At 72.5% G+C, this 20,193-nt stretch carries 17 protein-coding genes; 9 read left to right on the forward strand and 8 right to left on the reverse strand.

Features of this window, described 5'->3' with window-relative positions:
- Window positions 1-185 precede the first annotated feature (185 nt).
- Window positions 186-371 (forward strand): hypothetical protein, encoded by a 186-nt coding sequence (locus ACFY5B_RS32285; protein ID WP_389976376.1) that lies wholly within the window; start codon window positions 186-188, stop codon window positions 369-371.
- A 52-nt stretch (window positions 372-423) separates the two neighbouring features.
- On the opposite strand, the gene pdxH is transcribed toward ACFY5B_RS32285, so the two are convergent.
- Complete coding sequence (gene pdxH, locus ACFY5B_RS32290) at window positions 424-1,092, reverse strand: pyridoxamine 5'-phosphate oxidase (protein WP_389976379.1); 669 nt, start codon at window positions 1,090-1,092, stop codon at window positions 424-426.
- Between the two features lie 285 nt (window positions 1,093-1,377).
- On the opposite strand from pdxH, the gene ACFY5B_RS32295 reads away from it, so the two are divergent.
- Window positions 1,378-2,478 (forward strand): citrate synthase 2, encoded by a 1,101-nt coding sequence (locus ACFY5B_RS32295; RefSeq protein WP_389976381.1) that lies wholly within the window; start codon window positions 1,378-1,380, stop codon window positions 2,476-2,478.
- A gap of 17 nt (window positions 2,479-2,495) precedes the next feature.
- On the opposite strand, the gene ACFY5B_RS32300 is transcribed toward ACFY5B_RS32295, so the two are convergent.
- Window positions 2,496-3,005, reverse strand: coding sequence for an HIT family protein (locus tag ACFY5B_RS32300; RefSeq protein WP_389976384.1), 510 nt, complete (start codon window positions 3,003-3,005; stop codon window positions 2,496-2,498).
- Between the two features lie 482 nt (window positions 3,006-3,487).
- On the opposite strand from ACFY5B_RS32300, the gene ACFY5B_RS32305 reads away from it, so the two are divergent.
- Window positions 3,488-4,945: a PAS domain-containing protein gene (locus tag ACFY5B_RS32305; RefSeq protein WP_389976387.1), complete on the forward strand. Its 1,458-nt coding sequence runs from the start codon at window positions 3,488-3,490 to the stop codon at window positions 4,943-4,945.
- Between the two features lie 96 nt (window positions 4,946-5,041).
- Here the strand turns inward: ACFY5B_RS32305 and ACFY5B_RS32310 are convergent, their stop codons facing one another.
- On the reverse strand, window positions 5,042-5,797 hold the full coding sequence (locus ACFY5B_RS32310; protein ID WP_389976390.1) for an SIS domain-containing protein: 756 nt from the start codon (window positions 5,795-5,797) through the stop codon (window positions 5,042-5,044).
- A gap of 271 nt (window positions 5,798-6,068) precedes the next feature.
- Here ACFY5B_RS32310 and ACFY5B_RS32315 point away from each other — a divergent pair, with 271 nt between their 5' ends.
- Together ACFY5B_RS32315 and ACFY5B_RS32320 are read left to right on the forward strand one after the other, a co-directional pair.
- Complete coding sequence (locus ACFY5B_RS32315) at window positions 6,069-6,761, forward strand: metal-dependent transcriptional regulator (RefSeq protein WP_053671441.1); 693 nt, start codon at window positions 6,069-6,071, stop codon at window positions 6,759-6,761.
- A 923-nt stretch (window positions 6,762-7,684) separates the two neighbouring features.
- The gene (locus ACFY5B_RS32320; protein WP_389976393.1) at window positions 7,685-8,584 is read left to right on the forward strand and encodes an alpha/beta fold hydrolase; all 900 of its coding nucleotides are present in this window, start codon (window positions 7,685-7,687) and stop codon (window positions 8,582-8,584) included.
- Window positions 8,585-8,614: 30 nt separating this feature from the next.
- Here ACFY5B_RS32320 and ACFY5B_RS32325 read toward each other — a convergent pair whose 3' ends face one another.
- The 3 genes from ACFY5B_RS32325 to ACFY5B_RS32335 form a co-directional block, all read right to left on the reverse strand.
- Entirely contained in the window at window positions 8,615-10,207 is a 1,593-nt protein-coding gene (locus tag ACFY5B_RS32325) for a transporter (RefSeq protein ID WP_389976396.1), read from the reverse strand.
- Window positions 10,204-10,995, reverse strand: coding sequence for an ABC transporter ATP-binding protein (locus tag ACFY5B_RS32330; protein ID WP_389976399.1), 792 nt, complete (start codon window positions 10,993-10,995; stop codon window positions 10,204-10,206). The genes ACFY5B_RS32325 and ACFY5B_RS32330 overlap by 4 nt, the downstream gene beginning before the upstream one ends.
- Before the next feature lie 178 nt (window positions 10,996-11,173).
- The gene (locus tag ACFY5B_RS32335) at window positions 11,174-11,836 is read right to left on the reverse strand and encodes a bifunctional DNA primase/polymerase (RefSeq protein ID WP_107051703.1); all 663 of its coding nucleotides are present in this window, start codon (window positions 11,834-11,836) and stop codon (window positions 11,174-11,176) included.
- Window positions 11,837-12,142: 306 nt separating this feature from the next.
- On the opposite strand from ACFY5B_RS32335, the gene ACFY5B_RS32340 reads away from it, so the two are divergent.
- Complete coding sequence (locus ACFY5B_RS32340; RefSeq protein ID WP_386636364.1) at window positions 12,143-13,528, forward strand: transcriptional regulator; 1,386 nt, start codon at window positions 12,143-12,145, stop codon at window positions 13,526-13,528.
- 201 nt (window positions 13,529-13,729) lie between these two features.
- On the forward strand, window positions 13,730-15,610 hold the full coding sequence (locus tag ACFY5B_RS32345) for a hypothetical protein (RefSeq protein WP_389976403.1): 1,881 nt from the start codon (window positions 13,730-13,732) through the stop codon (window positions 15,608-15,610).
- Between the two features lie 41 nt (window positions 15,611-15,651).
- On the opposite strand, the gene ACFY5B_RS32350 is transcribed toward ACFY5B_RS32345, so the two are convergent.
- Window positions 15,652-16,962 carry an ABC transporter substrate-binding protein gene (locus ACFY5B_RS32350; protein ID WP_389976406.1) on the reverse strand — a complete coding sequence of 437 codons (1,311 nt, stop codon included), beginning with the start codon at window positions 16,960-16,962 and terminating at the stop codon, window positions 15,652-15,654.
- Window positions 16,963-17,079: 117 nt separating this feature from the next.
- Here ACFY5B_RS32350 and ACFY5B_RS32355 point away from each other — a divergent pair, with 117 nt between their 5' ends.
- Window positions 17,080-17,580: a hypothetical protein gene (locus ACFY5B_RS32355; protein WP_389976409.1), complete on the forward strand. Its 501-nt coding sequence runs from the start codon at window positions 17,080-17,082 to the stop codon at window positions 17,578-17,580.
- 94 nt (window positions 17,581-17,674) lie between these two features.
- Window positions 17,675-18,556: a formyltetrahydrofolate deformylase gene (gene purU / locus ACFY5B_RS32360; protein WP_175433174.1), complete on the forward strand. Its 882-nt coding sequence runs from the start codon at window positions 17,675-17,677 to the stop codon at window positions 18,554-18,556.
- Between the two features lie 97 nt (window positions 18,557-18,653).
- On the opposite strand, the gene ACFY5B_RS32365 is transcribed toward purU, so the two are convergent.
- Window positions 18,654-19,850, reverse strand: a complete 1,197-nt coding sequence (locus tag ACFY5B_RS32365) for a maleylpyruvate isomerase N-terminal domain-containing protein (protein WP_389976412.1) — start codon at window positions 19,848-19,850, stop codon at window positions 18,654-18,656.
- Window positions 19,851-20,193 lie beyond the last annotated feature (343 nt).

Below are 20,193 nucleotides of genomic sequence, written 5' to 3' on the forward strand. Positions count from 1 at the left end.
GACGGCCTCGCCGTCCATATCGGCCGCACCGTCTTCCACGGAGGCCAGGGCGACTGCGAAGCAGTGACCTGCCCTCACTGCTCGACGACGACACGCCTGGCCGACGAGGACTGGCAGATGATCGACGAGGCGTGGACGCCGTTCCGTGAGGCGATCGGCACCTGGCACGACACAGGACGGCACACGTGCCCTGCCCGGTCTGCGCCCAACAGGTCCCGCTGCCGGACTGGACCTGGACCGACGACTACTTCGCCTTCGCCCACCTCGGTTTCGAGTTCTGGAACTGGCCGGAGGTCACCCCCGAGTTCCGTGCTCGCGTCCGCGCCCTTCTGGACGGTCACCGCACGGCCTACGTCTGGGGAAAGCTGTGAACCTCGCGCACGGGCTGGACCGCGGGAAAACCACCGGGGAAAACTCTGAACCTCACGGACTGAGCCGCTCCACCCGCCAGCTCCCGTCCGGCTGCTCCACGTACCGCAACCGGTCGTGCAGCCGGTTCTCCCGGCCCTGCCAGAACTCCACCGTCTGCGCGGCCACCCGGAAGCCGCCCCAGTGCGGCGGCACCGGCACCTGCTCGCCCTCCGGATAGCGGGCCGCCAGCTCCGCGTACGCCGCGTCGATGTCGGCGCGGGTGGAGACCACCGAGGACTGGGCGCTGGCCCACGCCCCCAGCTGCGAGCCGTGCGGACGGGTCCGGAAGTACGCCGCCGTCTCGTCCCGGCCGGTGCGCCGGGCGACCCCGGTCACGATGACCTGCCGTGCCATCGGGTGCCAGGGGAACAGCAACGAGACGTACGGGTTCTCCGCCAGATCACGCGCCTTGCGGGAGCCGTAGTTCGTGTAGAAGACGAAACCCTGCTCGTCGAAGTGCTTCAGCAGCACCGTACGGGCGCTCGTCCGCCCCTCGGCATCGGCCGTCGACACGATCATGGCGTTCGGCTCGAACAGCCCGCCGTCCGTCGCGGCCTGCTTGAACCAGCGCGCGAACTGCTCGACGGGCGTCGCGGCCAGGTCGCTCTCGGAGAGCCCGTCGGCCCGGTACTGCTTGCGCATCGAGGCCAGGTCGAAGGGGACGTCGTCGCGGTCGGTCACCCGGTCATCTTGCCGTACGGACGGTGTCCTTCGTCACTGCATGGCACTGAGTGCCGTGAACCCTCCCCAAGCGTGGCACTCGGGGATATCGTTTCCGTGCCGTTCCGGTTGGGTGACCGCCTGTCGTACGGGGCATCACAGGGGCAACCGGCCAGGACCGCGAGTCGCCGTACCCGACCGTGGATCCACTGGACGGCGCATGCTTCGCCAGCTGAATGACACATGGTTCGGTCGCGCCACCCCACATCAACACCATCTGTCACTTACATCACGAGGAGCCGCCTGATGTCCGACTTCGTACCCGGGCTCGAGGGAATCGTCGCGTTCGAGACGGAGATCGCCGAACCCGACAAGGAGGGCGGCGCACTCCGGTACCGCGGCGTCGACATCGAGGACCTCGTCGGCCACGTCTCGTTCGGCAACGTCTGGGGCCTCCTCGTCGACGGCGCCTTCAATCCCGGCCTGCCACCCGCCGAGCCGTTCCCCATCCCCGTGCACTCCGGCGACATCCGCGTGGACGTCCAGTCCGCCCTGGCCATGCTGGCGCCCGTCTGGGGCCTCAAACCCCTGCTGGACATCGACGCCGAGCAGGCCCGCGCCGACCTGGCCCGAGCGGCCGTCATGGCACTCTCCTACGTCGCCCAGTCCGCCCGCGGCCAGGGCCTGCCGATGGTCCCGCAGCGCGAGATCGACAAGGCCCGGTCCGTCGTCGAACGCTTCATGATCCGCTGGCGCGGCGAGCCGGACCCCAAGCACGTGGCGGCGGTGGACGCGTACTGGACGAGCGCGGCGGAGCACGGCATGAACGCCTCCACGTTCACGGCCCGCGTGATCGCCTCGACCGGCGCGGACGTGGCGGCGGCGCTGTCCGGCGCGGTGGGCGCGATGTCCGGCCCGCTCCACGGCGGCGCCCCCTCCCGCGTCCTCGGCATGATCGAGGAGATCGAGCGCACGGGCGACGCCGAGTCCTACGTGAAGAACGCGCTCGACAAGGGCGAACGCCTCATGGGCTTCGGGCACCGCGTCTACCGCGCCGAGGACCCGAGGGCCCGGGTCCTGCGCCGCACGGCCCGCGAACTGGGCGCCCCCCGCTTCGAGGTCGCCGAGGCCCTGGAGAAGGCGGCCCTCGCGGAACTCCACGCCCGCCGCCCCGACCGTGTCCTCGCCACGAACGTCGAGTTCTGGGCGGCCATCGTCCTGGACTTCGCCGAGGTCCCGGCCCACATGTTCACGTCCATGTTCACCTGCGCCCGCACGGCCGGCTGGTCCGCCCACATCCTGGAGCAGAAGCGCACGGGCCGCCTGGTCCGCCCCTCGGCCCGCTACGTGGGCCCGGGCACCCGCAACCCCCACGAGATCGAGGGCTACGAGGACATCGCCCACTGACCCGCCCCCTCACGGCCTCACCCGACTCCGGGTGGGGCCGTCCGCACGCTCCCGCCCGTGAGCCGGTCCAGCTCCTCCCCGACGGCCGCCCGCAGCCGGTCGTGCGCGGGCCCGAGCGCATACCGCTCGTCACCCCACATCTCCCGCGGATACAGCCACACGGGCCTCCGCACCAGCTCTTCGGGCTCCCACTCGTACCGCGGCCACACATGCGCGTGCAGGAACGCGTCGGCGTTCCCGAGAATCTCCAGATTGACCCGCCGGAACCCCGACTCCACCCGCCGGCAGGCCCGCTCGACGGCTTCCCCCAGCCGGTCCATGTCGGCGAGGAACGCCAGCCGCGCGCTCCGCGGCAGCTCGGACAGCCGCTGCACGGCGGGATCATCGGCCAGCAGCACCGAATAGCCGGGCAGGAACTGCACGTCACCGATCACCGCGAACCCGGAGTCCAGCCTCCGCAGCACGGCCGGGTTCTCACCCCGCAGAGCGCTCCCGATCCGGTCCTCGCGCCACCCACCCACCGTCATCGCCCCCCGGGCACCACAGAAAAACGCAGACGACCCGCGAGTCTGGTTCCTCCGGAGAGGAGCCGGCCGGACGTACCGGCGACTCGCGGGTCGGGTGACTGCCTGAGATTGGGCCGGCTGCACGCTCACGCGCTGGCTCGGCACCGCACTGAGTGTGGTGACGGGCCGCTAGCCCGCAGCCACCTCACGCGTCCGGTTTCCATACATCTGCCGGATCACCTCCTCTCTCGTGTACCTGGAACCCTAAGAAAGTGTTCTGCCTCGGATCAACCGTTTTTTTGAGACCTTGACGCCAGGACGCCGCGGCCCGCGCCGCGGAAGCGCTTCAGTGAGGTGCGGTCGTTGATCGGCAGGGGGAGTCGGCCGGGCTGCCGACCTCTTCGGATGAACGTTTCTGTTGCGTTGACGTGGGCATTGCCGCCGTACAACGATTCCTTCAATGTTGTGGGAACTCGGTGTGTGCTGGGTCACGTTCGAGTTGAATGATTGCAAGGAGCGAACCGACGTGCCGTACGTGCGGACGCAGCCTGCAGGGGGTCCAGGTGAGTGCTTCCCGGCGTAGTGGGACCACCGACGAGCTGGGGCCGGACGAGCCCGAGCGGCACAGTTCGGATGGTTCGGATCTGCTTGCCGCGTTGCTGGACGGGATGGACGCGGCACTGTGCGCGTTCGACGCCGACGGTGTCGTGACGCACTGGAACCGCGAGGCCGAGCGGATTCTCGGGTGGAGTGCGGACGAAGCCGTGGGGCGGCGCGGGCTGGCCGGGTGGGCCGTGCGCAGCGCGGACGCCGAGGAGGTCGAGGGCCGGCTGCTGTCGTCGATGCACGCCCCCGGCAGGCAGGTGCACGAATTCGCCCTGCTGACGAAGGACGGCGGGCGGGTGCTCGTGCGGACGCAGTCGGCGGCGGTGCGCGGGCCCGACGGAAAGCCGGCGGGTGTGTACTGCGCGTTCAGCGAGGTGCACGCGCAGATCGATCTGGAGCGGTCGATCGCGCTGAGCGAGGCGCTGTTCGAGGACGCCGGCTGGGGTGTCGTGCTGGTGGACGTGGACCTGCGGCCGGCCGTGGTGAACGCACACGCGGCCCGGGCGTTGGGCACGGGACGCACGACGGTGCTGGGGCGGCCGCTCGGGGAGTTGCTGTCGCAGGGCGTGGAGGAGCTGGAGAGCGCGCTGCAGCACGTGCTGGCGGAGGGTGCGCCACCGGCACCCGCCGAGGTGTGGGTGAGTGTGCGGACGCCGGAGGGGGAGCGGCGGCGGTGCTGGCGCAGCGGCTTCCTGCGGCTGGCCTCACCGCTCGCGGAGGAGCCGGTTCCGCTGGGTGTGGGCTGGCTGTTCCAGGACGTGACGGAGGCCAAGCAGGCCGAGCAGGAGGCATCACTGCTGCGCTTCCGTACGCAGCAGCTGCACCGGGCGTCGCGGGCGGCGGCCGAGTGCGAGGACCCGGCCGAGGCGGCGACGGTCCACCTGGACTTCGCCCTGGCCGGTTTCGCCGACCACGCGCTGATCGACCGGGTCGCCGGCGGTGCGCTGAGCGACGCGGAGGCCGAGGGGCCCGTCCGGCTGGTCCGGATCGCCGCCACACCCTCCGGCGCGCCGGGGCCGAGCCGGCTGGCCGGGCACGCGAGCCTGCCCGTCCGCTACGCCGAGGGGCACCCGGCCCTGCAGTGCGTGGAGCGGGTGGGGGCCCTGCGCGCGAGTGCGGGCGCGGCCGGGCCGGAGGCGGCCCGGGAGTGGGCCCTGGCCCGCCAGTGGCCCGCGGACGCGGTGCACGCCCTGTGCGCGGTGCTGCGCAGCCGGGGCCGGACCCTGGGCGTCGTGACGTTCCTGCGGGGCGCGGGCCGCAGCGCCTTCGAGCGCTCCGACGCGCTGTACGCGGAGGACGTGGCGGTACGGATCGCCGCGGCGCTGGATCTGGCGGGTTTGTCGGGCGGGGAGTGAGCGGGCTGCGGGGCGGGGGATGAGAGGCGCCCGCCGCGGGGCGTGCTTGGTCGCCTACCGGTTCGGTGCCGGTTCGCTGCCGATCCGCTGCCGGTTTCAGTACCGGTAGAAGATCCGGTCGCGGTACTGCTCCATCACCCGGGTGTTCCAGTCGTGGCCGCCGTCGACGTTCCCGGAGCGCAGCAGCGGCGGTTCGATGCCGCGGTCGGCGAGGGTGGTGGCGGTCGTCGCCATGACGGCCTGGAGGAGGGCCGAGGTGACGACCGTCGAGGCCGGGGCGAAGGGCGCCGGGATGTCGTCGTGGGTGAGTTCCGCGTCGCCGACCGCGATCTTCGAGTCGAGGACGAGGTCGCAGTGGTCCTTCAGATACGTACCGGAGGCGTGCCGCGACTTCGTCTCCGAGGCGTAGGCCACCGACGTCACGCCGATGACCTTCACGCCCAGGGCGCGGGCGTTCATGGCCATCTCCACGGGCAGGGCGTTGCGCCCGGACAGGGAGATGATCAGCAGGGCGTCGCCCTCGCGGAGCGGGGAGCTGTCGAGGACGGCGCTCGCGAGGCCGTCGACGCGTTCCAGGGCGGAGCCGAGCGGTGCGGGCATGACGTCGACGCCCACGACACCGGGTACGGCGAGCAGGTTCATCAGGGCGAGGCCGCCGGCGCGGTAGACGAGGTCCTGCGCGGCGAGGGAGGAGTGCCCGGCGCCGAAGGCGAAGAGCCGGCCGCCGGCCGCGACGGTGTCGGCGAGGAGCGTCCCGGCCGCGGTGATGCTGTCGGTCTCCTCGTCCCGGAGCCGCCGCAGCAGGCCGATCGCGGCGTCGAGGAACTGGCCGGCCGGCGCGCGGTCGCTCATACGGGGTCCCTTCAAGCTGGCCTCGGCTGCTTGTGCCGCGCATCACGGTGCGGTCTGGACCAGTGCGGTGTCAATACGGCCGTGCGTGCCGTGCGCCGAGTACCGAGGCGTCCCCGGAGGAGGAGTCCGTACCCTTGCGCGCGGCCGGATAATCCCCCGCTTCGCCTCCGGCGGCACGGTTGTCGGTGGTATCCGGCAGAATTGGGTTCAGGGCCAGCGCACACGCCGGTGAGCCGTCCAGCTTCCGGCAGATCTCATTCGAGGGGCACGTATGTCCGGACTGATCGACACCACGGAGATGTATCTCCGCACCATCCTCGAGCTGGAGGAAGAGGGTGTGGTCCCCATGCGCGCCCGTATCGCCGAGCGGCTGGACCAGAGCGGGCCGACCGTCAGCCAGACCGTGGCGCGGATGGAGCGCGACGGTCTGGTGTCCGTCGCCAGCGACCGGCATCTGGAGCTGACCGACGAGGGCCGCCGGCTGGCCACGCGCGTGATGCGCAAGCACCGCCTCGCCGAGTGTCTGCTCGTCGACGTGATCGGTCTGGAGTGGGAGCAGGTCCACGCGGAGGCGTGCCGCTGGGAGCACGTGATGAGCGAGGCCGTGGAGCGGCGCGTCCTGGAGCTGCTCCGGCACCCGACGGAGTCGCCGTACGGCAACCCGATCCCGGGTCTGGAGGAGCTGGGCGAGAAGGACGGTGCCGACCCGTTCCTGGACGAGGGCATGGTGTCGCTGGCCAGCCTCGACCCGGGCGCCGAGGGCAAGACGGTCGTGGTGCGCCGGATCGGCGAGCCGATCCAGACGGACGCGCAGCTGATGTACACGCTGCGGCGGGCGGGCGTGCAGCCCGGCTCGGTGGTGAGTGTGACCGAGTCGGCGGGCGGGGTGCTGGTGGGCAGCGGCGGCGAGGCGGCCGAACTGGAGTCGGACATCGCCTCCCACGTGTTCGTCGCCAAGCCCTGAGCGGCCCGGCCTGCGTGGGCCTGCGCTGAGCGGACCGGTCCTGTGTGGGCCTGCGCCGAGCGGCCCGGTCCTGAGCGGCCCGGTCCTGTGTGGGCCTGCGCTGAGCAGCCCGGTCCTGAGCGGCCCTGCGCTGAGCGGACCGGCCCTGCGTGGGCCTGCCCTGAGCGGCCCTGCGCTGAGCGGTCCGGTCCTGTGTGGGCCTGCTCTGAGCGGACCGGTCCTGCGCGGGCCTGCCCTGAGCGGCCCGGCCCTGAGCGGACGGGCTCTGAGTCGTCCAGCCCGGCGTCCACCAGCCAGGCGAGCACCCTCCGCCGTCCGCCGTCCTCCGTCCGGGTGTCGGTCAACTCCCCATCCCCATGCCGCTCTTGCGGCGTGGCGTGATCCGGACCGAATCCGGCATCCAGTCCGCCGAATCGCAGCGCTCGTCCGCTTCCCGTGCGACGCTGTCGCGTGAGGCATATGACCTGAGGGGCTCTTGGCCGCGGCTCGACAGCGATGCCGCCCGGCCGGGGAGGGGGCAGGAGGATGTGCCGTGAAGACGCGGAGGGCCCCGGCGCCATGTGGCGCCGGGGCCTGTCCTCCCCTGTGCTGACCCGGAGCCCCGAGCTCTCAGGGTCATTCCCCTCGGACCGGTTTCCCCGAGCGGTCCGCCTCCCGCTGAAGATCTCCCCTCGACAGCGGCGATCAATCCCCGCGGGTGGTCACTCGAACGAGGGGTGTTGCCCGCGAGAACCTCATCCTCGAATGCGCATTCGATAGTCTGCGGGCGGCGCACGGCACAATTGCACCGACACGTACGGCAACGAGCACGGCAACCAGCAAGGCTGACGGCACGGCAGAAGGCACAGCAGGCAGAACACGGTTCACAGGACCGGACGGCTCGAGGGAGCCGCGGTCCGCGCGAAGCTTGGGGGGTGCCAGACATGGCGCGACGCATCGACGTGACCGGGACGGGCGGCGTACGCCTGGCGGCCTGGGAGTTCGGCGACCCGCCCAAGACCGACCCGGCGCAGGACGGACAGGGGGCGCACGACGGGCACACCGCGCCGGATGGCTCGCCCGGCGTGCTGTTACTGCACGGCCTCATGGGCCGCGCCTCGCACTGGGCGTCCACCGCCCGCTGGCTGTCCGCGCGCTACCGCGCGGTCGCCCTCGACCAGCGCGGCCACGGCCGCAGTGACAAACCCCCGCAGGGCGCCTTCACGCGTGACGCCTACGTCGACGACGCCGAGGCCGCCCTGGAGCAGCTGGGCCTCGCCCGGGTCGTCCTCATCGGCCACGCCATGGGCGCGCTGACCGCCTGGCAGCTCGCCGCCAAGCGTCCGGACCTGGTCCGCGGCCTGATCATCTGCGACATGCGGGCCTCCGCGCTCGGCGCCGCCTCGCAGCGCGAGTGGGACCAGTGGTTCAAGGCCTGGCCGCTGCCGTTCGCCACACTCGCCGACGTCCGCAAGTGGTTCGGCGAGGACGACCCCTGGGTGGAGCGGCCCAATCCGGCCCGTGGCGAGTTCTACGCCGAGGTGATGGCCGAGTCCCCGGACGGCTGGCGCCCGGTCTTCGAACCGGAGCAGATGCTCCGCTCCCGCGAGACGTGGGTGTACGACGCGCACTGGGAGGAGCTGGCCCAGGTCCGCTGCCCCGCCCTGGTCGTGCGCGGTCTGGACGGCGAGCTGGGCCGCGCCGAGGCCCAGGAGATGGTCCGGGTCCTGCCCCGCGGCCAGTACGCGGAGGTGGCCGACGCCGGCCACCTGGTGCACTACGACCAGCCGGAGGCCTGGCGCGCCGCCATCGAGCCGTTCCTGGACTCACTGGGCGACCACTGACAGGAGGCCTCCGGACCGGCCCGGGGCGTCTCACCCCTTGCTGACCGCCGCCAGGATCTCCGGCAGTCGCCGGGCCGTCCGCGGGGCGGCCAGTTTCAGCCCCGCCGCCGTCAGCGCCGCCCCGTACGCCGTGCCCACCGGGAGCATCAGCCACGTCCAGGCGTCGCCGTCGGCGCTCACGTTCAGCCAGATCGTGAGCGCGATGACGGGCGCGCACAGCAGGGCGGCCGACATCATCCCGCCGAAGATGGAGATCCAGGCGAGCCCGGTCTGTCCGGGGGCGACGTTCTTGTAGCCCTCCTGCGGGATGGAGTAGGGGAAGCGGGCGGAGGTCCACGCCCCGGTCGCGAGCATCGCGCCGAGCAGCGCGAAGGACAGCCCCAGCACCTCGGGCAGCCGCCGCCAGTCACCGAGCATCGCGGTCGTCACCACGGTGACCAGCGCGGCGTACGGCAGGGTGATCAGCAGCAGGGCGTACGCCCGGGCGCGCAGCTCGACGTACGCGTCCCGGGACGACGAGATCGTCATCGCGACCATCCAGAACGCGGAGGTGTCCTGCCCGAACTGGTTGTACATCTGGATGCCGAGCATCCCGGCGGCGAAGCACGCGAAGTACACCGACCCGGTGCCCTGCCAGGCGTTGAACACCGGCACGATCAGCCCGATGGCCAGCGACGTCACCCAGGCGGCCTTGGTCTTCGGGTCGCGCCACACATACCGCAGGCTGCGCTCCATGACCGTGCCCGTACGTCCTGCGGGGAGCAGCTTCCCCAGCCCGGTCGAGGAGCGCTCCCGGGCGGCCGATTCGGCGCTCGGCAGGGTGGATCCGTCGGGCGAGGTCATCAGCCGCGTCAGATGCCGCGACCAGAGCGCGAGCAGCGCCACCAGCGCACCGGCGGTCAGCGCCAGTTGTGCGAGCGCGAGACCGTAGGACCCCTCGCTCACCGCGTGTACGGCCCAGACGGCCGACGCCGGCGGCACCCACCGCAGCACCTCGGCGACCGGGTCGAGCTCGCCCAGCCCCGACGCCCCGAGCCGCTGCGCGCCGAAGTTGACGACCTGCGCCCCGATCGCGATGACGAGCCCGCTGAGCACCGCGAGGTCCCGCCCCTTGCGGCTGGTCAGCAGCCGTACGTTGGCGGCGGCGACGGCCCGCGCGAGTGCCACGCACACCAGCAGCGCCAGCACGACGGCGACCACACCCACCACGAACGCGGCCCCGCCCCGCGCCACCGCGATCACGGAACCGGCCAGCAGACACAGCGTGAACAACGGCCCGATGCCCACCAGCGAGGCCGTCAGCAGCGCCCCTACCAGCGGCCGGGGGCGCAGCGGCAGCATCACCAGCCGGGTGGGATCGAGGGTCTCGTCGCCGCTGGGGAAGAACAGCGGCATCACCGCCCACCCGAGGGCCAGCACCGCCACCGCCAGGACGACCACCGACTCGGCGTGCGCGTGCCCGCGCAGCGCGATGAGACCGATCAGCTGGAGCGCGGCGAACAGCAGGGCGAAGACGGCCGACGTGATGTAGGCGGCCTTGCGCCCGCCGGACTGCCGCAGTCCGTTGCGCAGCAGCGACAGCTTCAGCCGGACGAAGACGGGGGTGATCGCGGGGGTGCTCACCGCGACCCACCGCCCAGCCAGTCGAGGTCGGCCCCGGCGTCCCGGCTCTGCGCGCCGACGAGTTCGAGGAACGCCCGCTGCAGCGAAGGCGCGTCCCCGCGCACCTCGGCGAGGGTGCCGGTGGCGCGGATCCGCCCGGCGGCCATGACGGCGACCCAGTCGCACAGCGACTCGACGAGCTCCATGACGTGGGAGGAGAACACGACCGTGGCGCCCGAGGCCGTGTACCGCTCCAGGACGCCCCGGATGGTCTGCGCGGAGACGGGGTCGACGCCCTCGAACGGCTCGTCCAGGAACAGCACTTCGGGATTGTGGAGGAGAGCGGCGGCGAGCCCGATCTTCTTGCGCATGCCGGTCGAGTAGTCGACGACCAGTTTGTGCTGGGCCCCGGCCAGGTCGAGGACGTCGAGGAGTTGCGTGGCCCGTTTGTCGACCTCGGCGCCGGGCAGCCCGCGCAACCGCCCGGTGTACGCCAGCAGTTCCCGCCCCGACAGCCGCTCGAAGAGCCGCAGTCCCTCCGGCAGCACCCCGATCCGGGCCTTCACCTCGACGGGGTCCCGCCACACGTCGTGCCCGACGACCTCGACGGTCCCGTGGTCGGGCCGGAGCAGCCCGGTCACCATGGACAAGGTGGTGGTCTTCCCGGCCCCGTTCGGTCCGACCAGCCCGATGAACTTGCCCGCGGGCAACTCGAGATCGACCCCGGCAACAGCGACCTGCTGCCCGAACCGCTTCCAGAGCCCCTGCACACGCACAGCGCTGGATCCCACCGCGCCTCCCTCCGTCACGGAGAACCCTACGGCGGGGCAACGCCCTTCTCTCAGGGGCGCGGGCCTCTGTCGCATATGCGGCTCCGCCGCGTGGGCGCGATCAACCACCGGTCTTTCAGGGGCGCGGGGAACTGCGCGATCAACCACGGACACCCCGCAGCCGCCACACAAGGCAACCGAGCAGACGAATCAGCGCCTATCGATCCCTGCCGCACGCGTAGGCCAACGGCGAGATCAACTCCTCCGCATCCGGCAGCCACCGATTGGCAGGAGTCGGCCGGCAGGCCCACTGCACAGCCCCCCGGGACCCGAACCGCGTGGGCGGCGCAGCCACATACGCCCCCTCACCCAGCACGGTCAGATCCAGCGACGACACCGACCACCCCAGCTTCCGCACCAGATCGGGCACCTTCACACCGGCCCCCGGCAGCACGAAGAACTCCATCCGCCGATCGGGCGTGAGCGTCACCGGCCCGAGCGTCAGCTCCATCCGCTCCATCCGCGCGAGCGCGAGGAACCCGGCCGTCTCCGGCACGGAGATCGCGTCGAACGTCCGCCCCGTCGGCAGCAGGATCGACGCGGTCGGCTGCTTCTGCCACATCCGCCGCGCGACCGTCGCACTGCCCGTCGCCTGCGTCGCCCAGTCCGGACGCGCCGGGTGCGACCCCGGCGCCGGACACGCGGCGTCACCGCACGAGCAGCGCTGGCTGCCGTCGACGGCTTCCAGCCAGGTGCCGGGGAACACGTCCCAGTGGCGCTCCTCGGCGTAGCGAACAGCGGTCTCCAGCAGCGATTCCCCGCGCTGCTTCGGGATCTGAGCGGCTTCGGTGCCGACGATCGTCTCTTCCACGATGAACACAACTCTGGTCGTCACCAGGGGTTACGCCCGCCCCTGTGCGCGGGGGAGAGCATCGCCCCTGTTCCCGGGGCGCATGGATGCATGTGCGGGGGCGCGCACGAGGATCGGTGGCCGGAGCTGGGTAGCCAGGTGTGGGGCCGGCAACAGCCGTTACCCCGGCAATCCTCACATGTCTCGCATTTTCACCTGGTGAGCGGGGCATTGATCTTCACGGCCGGATCTTTTCGCTGGGACGTGAGGGGCTCGGCCGCGGAAGACACGTCAACTCGGTGCGTGGGCAGGCACCGCAGCCACAGGGGGTACGCCATGGCCGCAAGGCCGCTCGTCGCCCGGCAGCCGAACGAACGGCTCCAGGCGCTCATCCAGGAAGCCGGATGCTCCAACGCCGGCCTGGCCCGCCGGGTCAACATGTGCGGTGCCGAGCACGGCCTCGACCTGCGCTACGACAAGACGTCGGTGGCGCGCTGGCTGCGCGGACAGCAGCCACGGGGCCGGGCACCGGCGATCATCGCCGAGGCCCTGGGCCGCAAACTCGGCCGTACGGTCACGATCGACGAGATCGGCATGGCCAACGGCAAGAACCTCGCCTCGGGCGTGGGCCTGCAGTTCTCGCCGACGGTACTGGGGGCCATCGAGCAGGTCTGCGAGCTGTGGCGCAGTGACGTGGGGCGGCGGGACTTCCTGTCCGGCTCCTCCGTCGCGGCGTCCGCGCTGGTCGAGCCCAGCCGGGACTGGCTGATCTCCGCGCCCGACGCGCAGGTCTCGCGCTCGGCCGGGCCACGGGTGGGGCAGTCCGACGTGCAGGCGGTGCAGGCCATGACGCAGGCGCTGGTGGATCTCGACCACCAGTACGGCAGCGGGCATGTGCGGCCGGTCGTCGTGCACTACCTCAACAGCGTGGTCTCGGGGCTGCTGGCGGGGTCGTACCGGGAGGCGGTCGGGCGGGACCTGTTCGCCGCGGTGGCCCGGCTGACGGAGCTCGCCGGGTACATGGCCGTCGACACCGGCCAGCCCGGCCTGGCCCAGCGCTACTACATCCAGGCGCTGCGGCTGGCGCAGGCCGCCGGGGACCGCGGCTACGGCGGGTACGTTCTCGCGGCCTCCATGAGCCATCTCGCCGCGCAGCTCGGAAACCCGCGGGAGATCGCCCAGTTGGCGCGGGCGGCGCAGGAGGGGGCGCGGGGGCGCGTGTCGCCGCGGGCGGAGTCGATGTTCCTGGCGGCGGAGGCGCGCGGGCACGCCCTCATGGGCGACGTGCGCGCCGCCCAGTCCTCGGCGGGGCGCGCCGTGAGCGCCCTGGAGGCGGCCGACCCGGCCGCGGGGGACGACCCGGTGTGGATCGCGCACTTCGACGAGGCCTACCTCGCCGACGAGTTGGCCCACTGCCACCGGGACCTGGGGCAGGCCGAGGCGGCGGCCCGGTGCGCGCAGGAGTCGCTGGCCGGGCATCCCGAGACGCGGGCGCGCCGCCGGGCCATCGGATATGTGCTGTTGGCCACGGCGCAGGTGCAGCAGCGCGAGATCGAGGAGGCGTGCAACACCGGCATGAAGGCCGTGGAGTTGCTGGAGGGGCTGCGGTCCAACCGGGGCGCGGAGTACCTGGAGGACTTCCAGCAGCGGCTGGAGCCGTACCGGGACGAGGCGGTGGTGAGGGAGTTCGGGGCGCGGCTCGACCTGCAGGCGGCTGCGTGAACACAGGGTCTGCGGATGCGTGAACATGCGGGAAACGGCCGCGGTGTGCGCGGGAGGTGACATGGGCGACGCGGCGTGATCCGCCGGTGTTACCGCGCTCACAGGGCATGCGGTCAGGCCCTGTGCTGCGTGGCACGGGGCTCTGGGGACCCGGTAGCGTGACCCGACGATTCACAAGGTCCCCCATAAGTAGGAGTCCCGGTGACGCAGAGTGGACAGGGCGAGGAGCCCTCGGCGCGCCCCGCGCGCGAAGGCATCGTGCTGCCCTCCGACGGTGGCGAACCCCTGCTGCCGGGAATGACGGGCGGACCGGGTGACGCCCCGGCCCGCCGGCCCGCCCCGCCTTCGTCGGGCGGGCCGCAGACCTCGGCCCCCGCGGAGGGCCAGACCTGGGGCCGGCCGTGGGGCCCCGGCCAGGAGCAGACCCCGCCCCCGCCGCCGGGCCAGACCTGGCAGTCCCAGCCCCAGCAGTGGGGCACGCCGGAGCAGCCCGCGTGGGACGCCCAGGCCCCGGGCGCCCTCCCCCCGGAGGGCACCCGGCCCCCGGACCCGTACGCCGGCGCACCGGCGAACCCCGATCCGTACGGCACGGCCCAGCCGCCGGCCGGCACCGACGGATACGCCCCGTACGGCGCCGCAGGCGGCGGCGCCCCGCTGCCCCCGGAGGGCTCCGGCCCGCCCGGGACCGGCCGGCCGCAGGAGGGCTCCGGGTACGGATACCCGCAGGGTGCCGGCCGGCCGCAGGGCGGCTCCGCATACGGATACCCGCAGGGTTCCGGTCAGCCGCCGGCCGCCGATGCCTACGGCACTCCCGCCGCGGGTGGAGCCGGGCCGCAGAACGAGTCCGGTGCGTACGGGGCCGGTCAGCCGGCCGCCGGTGGGGCGTACGGCGCTCCGGGTGGGGGAGCCCCGCAGCAGTCGTACGGGGGTGGCCTGCCGCCCGCCTCCGGCGCGTACGGGTCGCCCCCCGGTGGCGCTCCCCTGCCCGCGCCCGCCGACGAGGGCGCCACCCAGTACATACCGCCCGTCGCGGGCGACGCCGCCGCGGCCACCCAGTACCTGCCGCCCGTCACGCCGGCCGCCGACGAGGGGGCGACTCAGTACATACCCCCGGTGTCCCCGGGGGCGCTGCCGCCCGAGAGGCCTGCCGGGGAGGACCCGGAGGCGACGCGGTACCTCGGGACCGGGCCCCGGGCGGGGGCGGGAGCCGGGCCGCTGCCGTCGGCCTCGCACCCGGACGCCGAGGCGACGCAGTACATCCCGCCGGTGCCCGGCGGGAACAAGCAGCCGCCCGCCGAGTTCGACAACCTCTTCCGCAGCGACCAGGGCGCAGACAGCCCGGCCGGCGCCACCCAGCAGATGCCCCGCATCGAGCAGCCGCAGCCCGCGTACGGCGGCGTTCCTCAGCCCTCCCACGCCCCGCCCGCCGCAGGCCGCTCGCGCGGTGGCCGTTCCGGATCGCGCGTCCCCGTCATCGCCGCCGTAGGCATCGGCATCGCCGTGCTCGGCGTCGGCGCGGGCGCACTGCTCGCCGGTGGCGGTGGCGGTGACGACGACGGCAGCGACAAGAAGACCGTGTCCGCCTCGGCTCCCGCGACGGACGGCTCCGCCTCGCCGTCGGCCGACCCGGCCCGGGCCCAGGCGGTGGAGCTGGACAAGCTGCTCGCCGACAGCGGCAACAGCCGCAGCACCGTGATCAAGGCGGTCGCCGACGTCAAGGGCTGCGACAACCTCCCCCAGGCGGCGAAGAACCTGCGGGACGCGGCCAAGCAGCGCAGCGGGCTGGTCACCCGGCTCTCCGGCATCGAGGTCGACAAGCTGCCCGGCCACGCCGCGCTGACCACCGCCCTCACCAAGGCCTGGCAGGCCTCCGCCTCGGCCGACAACCACTACGCGGCCTGGGCCGACCAGACCGCCGGCAAGAAGGGCTGCAAGAAGGGCCAGGCCCGCGTCACGGGCCAGACCCAGGCCGGCAACCGGGCCAGCGGCGTCGCCAGCGCGGAGAAGGCCAAGGCGGCCGGGCTGTGGAACGGCATCGCCAAGAAGTACGGCCTGACCGAGCGCCAGCCGACGCAGCTGTGACGGGAACGTCCCGGCCGGCGTGAACCACCGGGCGGGGACGCTCAGTAGTTCACGTCGGCGTTCTCCAGCGTCCGCGTCGTGTCGACGAAGCCCTTGCGGGCCGAGACCAGCCGTCCGTCCCGCACCACCTGAAGGGTCACGTCGGCGTTGACCAGGCGTGGGAAGCCCACGGCGGCGAGCTTGTCCTGGAACCGCCACCGCAGCGTCGGTGTGAGCCCGCCCGTGCTGACCTGCAGGCCGTCGTCCAGGGCCTCCGCCACCGTGTCGGCACTCACCTCGCCGTCGCCGAGCGACTCGACGATCTGCCGGAACACCGTGTAGGCGATCCACGTGGTCTGCACTCCGGCGTCCGCGGGGTCGATGCGGTTGTCGCCGAAGGCCTCCTCCCGGATCACCTGCTTCATCCCGTCCCAGCGCGGATCGGTCGCCACCGGGTACCAGCCGGTGATGTACGCGCCCTCGTACGGGCCCGACGCCCCGCCGGTCGCGTCGATCACCGTCTGGTCGACGCTGCCCAGCACGGTCGCCGTCCGCACCTCGGGGAAGTCCTCACGGGCCCGCCGGAAGGAGTCCATGAAGGTGCCGTTGCGGTCCCCCAGCGCGGGCACCACGCACCCGTCGTCCGCGGTGCCGCCGGCCGTCGTGCGCAGCGCCCGCTCGGCCTGGTCGTCGTACTCGGTGGCGTCCTCCGCCGCCCGCTGGTCGTTCGAGGCCCGGTGCCCGCCCGCCTTCAGACCGGAGTCGAGCAGTGGGGGCAGCTGGTCGCCCGCGATGGTGTCGGGCCGGATCAGCGCGACGGGCCCGCAGCCGGCGAGAGCGCTGCCGAGACCGGCGAGCAGCGCGGGCTGCCCGCCGTTGACGGGGTAGGACAGGGGGCTGGTGAACTCGGCGTTGGTGATGCCGTAGCCGCCTATGTAGGGGATGCCCGCTCCCTCCAGCGACGGGAAGAAGGAGTCGGCGTACTGGCTGTAGGATCCGACGACCGCGACGACGTTCTCCTTGGCGGCCCGCCGGGCGCACTTCGCGGCGGCCACACTGTCGTTGTGGTCGTTGCAGGTCAGCACGTTGAGCTTGCGGCCGTTGATCCCGCCCTTGGCGTTGATCCAGCGGGCGTAGGCGTGGGCGAATGCGGGCATGCCGGGTTTGTTGGTGGCCTTGGTGTCCTGGGGGGCCCAGGTCATGACGGTGATGGTGTCGTCCCCGGCTCCCCCCGTGGTGCCGGGGACCACACCGCAGCCGGCGAGGAGCGACGCGCACGCGACCGCCGTACCCGCGGTGAAGAGGCCTTGTCTGGCGTGACGGGTGAAGAGGCCGGGGAGGAATGTGCTGCGGGTGCGTCGCCTGCCGGTCATGGTTCCGCACGATTCCGTCACATGGCTAACCCGTGCGTGATGTCGGATCAACAATTGGTGACGCGCAGGTGAATTGCAGGGGCCGGTGTGACCGATGTGGAGGGGAACGTACGATCGATGACCGTGCAAGCTTCGGAGAACTCTTCCCGTCGTGGCCGTCGCTCATCCACCATGGGCGGCATGCCTGTCAATGACATGCCGTGGTGGCGCTGGCGCAGCAACGTGCGCTCGGCGCTGCACATGCTCTCCGACCCCGGGTTCCAGCGGGACGTCTGGCTGGCCGGTGTGGACGGCTACGGCGACGTGACCGACGCGGTGTACCGGCTCGTCGAGGACACCTGGCTGGATCACTGGTCCGCCGAGAAGTACATCGGCACGATCTTCCGCGACTCGCAGGAGGCGGCCCTGGTCGACACCGCCGTGCTGCGGGTGCTGCGGATCATGCACCAGGTCGGACCGGACGCGCCGGTCGCTGCGTACCTCCAGCACGAGGCGTGGCCGGAGGCGGTCCAGGCGGCCCGGGACGCGCATGTGCGGCTCGCCGCGAGTGACGGCGAGGAGCCGGACGCGGCGCCGCGCAGCCTGGATGTGCTGCGGATCATGACCAGGTCCGCGTAGCGGTCTCTCGCCCCGGGCGGCCCGGCGGTTCCGCGGGGGTCCGCCCTGCGGGACGATTGCCGGTGGTGTCGTTCCTTGTGGGAACCTGTCCTGCATGAACGAGCAGTCCACCAGCGCCGCGGTCCCGGCCGACCAGTACGTCCTCACCCTTTCCTGCCCGGACAGGAAGGGCATCGTGCACGCCGTGTCGAGCTACCTGTTCATGACCGGCTGCAACATCGAGGACAGTCAGCAGTTCGGCGACCACGACACGGGACTGTTCTTCATGCGGGTCCACTTCTCGGCGGACGCCCCGGTGACCGTGGAGAAGCTGCGGGCCAGCTTCGCGGCGATCGGCGACTCGTTCCAGATGGACTGGCAGATCAACCGGGCCGACCAGAAGATGCGCATCCTGCTGATGGTCAGCAAGTTCGGGCACTGCCTGAACGACCTGCTGTTCCGGGCTCGGACCGGGGCGCTGCCGGTGGAGATCGCCGGAGTGGTGTCGAACCATACGGACTTCGCCGAGCTGGTGGGGTCGTACAACATCCCCTTCCACCACATTCCGGTGACGAAGGACACGAAGGCGGAGGCCGAGGGGCGGCTGCTCGACATCGTGCGTGAGGAGGGTGTCGAGCTGGTGGTGCTCGCCCGGTACATGCAGGTGCTGTCGGACGACCTGTGCAAGGCGCTCTCCGGGCGGATCATCAACATCCACCACTCGTTCCTGCCGAGCTTCAAGGGGGCGAAGCCGTATCACCAGGCTCATGCCCGGGGTGTGAAGCTGATCGGTGCGACCGCTCATTACGTGACGGCTGATCTTGATGAAGGGCCGATCATCGAGCAGGAGGTCGAGCGGGTCGGGCATGACGTGACGCCGGAGGGGCTTGTCGCGATCGGGCGTGACGTGGAGTGCCAGGCGCTGGCGCGGGGTGTGAAGTGGCATGCCGAGCGCAGGATTCTGCTCAATGGGCGGCGGACCGTGATTTTCGCCTAGGAGCCCGGGGCGTCCCGTTCGGTGGCGGGTGCGGGGCGTCTGTGGTTGTTCGCGCGGTTCCCCGCGCCCCCAGGGGGCGTGTCCCTGCGGTCGGGGTCTACATCCTGCTCAGTGAAGCGGCGGCGAACAGGACGTCTCTGATCGCCTCCCTGTCTCCGACCTGGCCTGCCGCCGCCTCCTGTGGAGGGACGTGGCCGGCTGCCAGGCGGCAGAACTCGACGCCGTCCAGGGCCACGTGCGCCACCTCGTGCTCGGCGGAGCCCTTCGCCGCGGGGGAGTCGAGGGGGATCAGCCACTCGCCGCCGCCCGAGCCCTCGATCTCCAGCCGCAGGCTGCGGCCGGGTTCGCCCGCCGCGACCAGATGGCGGTGGTGGGCGGGGGAGGCGAGACCGGCCTGGCGGCGGTGGGCCAGCGCGGTCGGCAGCATGCGGGCGGCCAGGTCGATCATGCGGTGCAGATGGCGTGGCGAGGGCGGGTCGTAGGGGTAGTCGACCGCGTCGGCGATGTCCTCCGCGTGCACCCAGCACTCGAAGGCGCGATCCAGCATCGCGTCGCGCAGGGGAAGTTCGAAGTCTCCGTACGACACCGGCATCTTCCCGGCGCCGCCGCCCGTGAACGACACCGTGCGCACCAGGCTGTGGCTCTGCTCCCGCCAGGGCGCCCGGACGGACCGGGTGGGCGGGAAGTGGGAGGCGCGCCAGAACGCCTCGGTGCGGGCCGCCGGCGTGGGACGCCGGGACGGGACGTCGCCCAGCGGGTCGTCCAGGCCGAGCGCGACCCCCACCAGACCGTCGACGCTGAGCAGATGCGCGATGACCCCGGCGACGGTGGTGCGGCGGCTCGTCGACTGGTCCGAGCGGAACCAGCGCAGCCGTACCGGCGCGTGCCACTCGGCGTCGCCGAAGTCCTGCAGCAGGGCGTCCAGACGCGCGGTCTCGGCGTCGTACGCGGCGGCCCACTCCGGTACCGGGATGCGCGGCGGGCGCCGCTCCAGGCAGGTGTCCAGGACGCGGGTGCGCAGCCCCGGGTCCAGGTCGAGGCTCTCGGGGCGTTGCAGCAGCCCGACCGCCTCGCGCAGCCGCCGGGCCTCGTCGGCGCAGGAGCCGCACTCGCCGAGGTGCTCCTCGACGGCCGTGGCCTCCTCGGCCGAGCACGCGGCCAGCGCCCAGGCGCCGAGCAGGGTTTTCAGCACGGGGTGCTCGAAGACGGGCGGGGCGGGCGGCGCCGGCATGTCACCGGGGTCCGCCGACGCGGGCAGCGGCAGCCCGCTGTCCTCGACGGAGACCCGGGGCATGGGGATCCGCGGCGGCCGCCCCTGCTCAGGAGCGCCACCGGCCTCGGCCGGGTCCGGCCCCGCCGGCCCGTCCGACTCGCCCGATCCCGCCGGTCCACCCGAACTGCTCGGCTCGCCCGGTCCAACCCGTCCTGCCGGCCCGCTCGGCTCGCCCGGTCCACCCTGTCCTGCCGGTCCACCCTGTCCCGCCGGTCGGCTCTGCTCGCCCGGTCCACCGCGTCCTGCCGGTCCGCTCGGCTCGCCCGGTCCACCCTGTCCCGCCGGTCGGCTCTGCTCGCCCGGTCCACCGCGTCCTGCCGGTCCGCTCTGCTTGCCCGGTCCACCCTGTCCCGCCGGTCGGCTC

Source organism: Streptomyces sp. NPDC013187 (assembly GCF_042899705.1).
GTDB classification, from domain to species: Bacteria; Actinomycetota; Actinomycetes; order Streptomycetales; family Streptomycetaceae; genus Streptomyces; species Streptomyces hawaiiensis_A.